Annotated in this window: 1 protein-coding gene; it reads left to right on the forward strand. The window is 36.7% G+C overall.

Annotation, left to right across the window (positions count from 1 at the left end):
• Positions 1-253 precede the first annotated feature (253 nt).
• Complete coding sequence (gene rho / locus VJJ26_02895; GenBank protein HLC07110.1) at positions 254-1840, forward strand: transcription termination factor Rho; 1587 nt, start codon at positions 254-256, stop codon at positions 1838-1840.
• The last annotated feature ends 227 nt before the right edge of the window (positions 1841-2067 follow it).

Genomic DNA, 2067 nt, shown 5'->3' on the forward strand with positions numbered 1-2067 from the left:
CGCATCTTTTTGAAATATATTGACGAATTAATTAAATATGGTCATTTTGATTTATACAAGGTAATGCAGAATAAAGATCTGTTTTGTGATCAAAATGATCAATTTATATTTACTCTATTATCTGTTAACGAACATAGATACAATAATTAGACATATCTAGTAAATCATTTTTTTTAAGTCTCATTTTTTTACACAAATTCAAGGAATAATGCATGACGAAAAACCGTCAGAGTATCTTTTACAGGAGGTCTGGATGAAAACTCGCGATATAAAAACAGCTGATTCTGCACAATCAACTACAAGTGATCAAGAAACAGCAAAACAAGTAGTACAACCTCTATCACCATCGCAGCCGACACGTCAACGTGCTCCAAGAAATAGCAAAACAGTGCCGCAGGCAGCAGAAGTTCAGAAGCCGATAGCAGAAAATCCTGTGGTAGCAGCAGAACCTATTGAGCGAGATCCAATACCGCAAGAACGCAGAGATGTACAACAGCCTCGCGATGAACATTATCGTACATCGCAACAACCACCATATCAGCAGAACAACAATAACGAAAGACCAGTTTATACGAGGCGACCTTTAGAAGATTTATCATTAGCAGAGCTTATTCAATATGCTCGTCGTTATGGTATTATGGGTGCAGCAATTACAAAAAAAGATGAATTGCTCAAAAAAATTCGTTATGCCGAAGAGAATCCAAATTTTGAAATGGCAGTTGAAGGTGTTCTTGAAAAATTACCTGATGGATTTGGTTTTTTACGTTCAGCATTATATGATTATGTTTCTGGTCCGGATGATATTTATGTTTCTCCATCACAAATTAGACGATTTGGTTTGCGCACAGGAGACACAATTAAGGGTGAAATTAGAAAGCCAAAAGAAGGCGAAAAGTATTTTGCACTTTTAAAAGTATCACAAGTCAATTATGCAGAACCTCTTTCTATGGTTGATAGGTCTCATTTTGATAGTTTGAGTCCTCAACATCCCACTGAAAAATTTAATCTTGAATTTGATCCAATGGCACTTTCGACCCGTATTCTTGATTTATTTACTCCGGTAGGTAAAGGACAGCGCGGATTGATAGTTGCTCCTCCTAAAGTTGGTAAAACGCTTCTTTTAAAAGAAATTGCGCGAGCAATTATTCAAAACCATCCTGAAGCACATCTTATTGTACTGTGTGTTGACGAGCGACCTGAAGAGGTTGCGGATATGCGCAGAACAGTTAAAGGAACAATGGCGGAAGTTATTAGTTCAACATTTGATGAATCAGCAGAACGTCATGTTCAAGTAGCAGAAATTGTATTGGAAAAAGCAAAGCGATTAGTTGAATGTAATCGTGATGTTGTTATATTGCTCGATTCAATTACTCGCCTTGCACGAGCGTATAATACTGTTGCTCCTGCATCTGGTAAAGTGCTTACTGGTGGTATTGATGCGCATGCATTGCAACGTCCAAAGAGATTTTTTGGTGCAGCACGTGCAACTGAAGAAGCAGGTTCATTAACTATTTTAGCAACGGCATTGGTTGAAACTGGTTCGCGAATGGACGAAGTAATTTTCGAAGAATTTAAGGGTACCGGTAATATGGAAATGAATATGACGCGTAAACTTTCGCACCGTCGTATTTTCCCAGCCTTTGATCTATTGGTTTCTGGAACGCGTCGTGATGACCTACTTCTTTCTGAAGAAGAACTTAACAAAGTGTGGATTTTACAGAAGCTACTTTCAACAATGAATACCATCGAAGGTATGGAATTCTTGATTGATAAAATGAAGAAAACCAAAACAAACGCTGAATTTTTTGAATCGATTAATAGGCGTACTGCTGAAATTTAATAATAGTAGTTTTAAAATAAAAAAAGCTCCTGCAAAATCAGGAGCCTTTTTTATGATAGTTTTTTCTACTGCGCTCATTTATAATAACTAGGTTCTGTTGAGTTTTTGAAAAAATACCAATAATTAAAAATTTAATTCTCAAAACCCGTTCGCCCTGAGTGTTTTACGCAGCCGTAGGCAGAGTAAAATGTATCGAAGGGTAGTTCTTTAAGGTAATTAATCTTTAA

The sequence above is a fragment of the Candidatus Babeliales bacterium genome (genome assembly GCA_035288105.1).
Taxonomy (GTDB): Bacteria; Babelota; Babeliae; order Babelales; family Vermiphilaceae; genus SOIL31.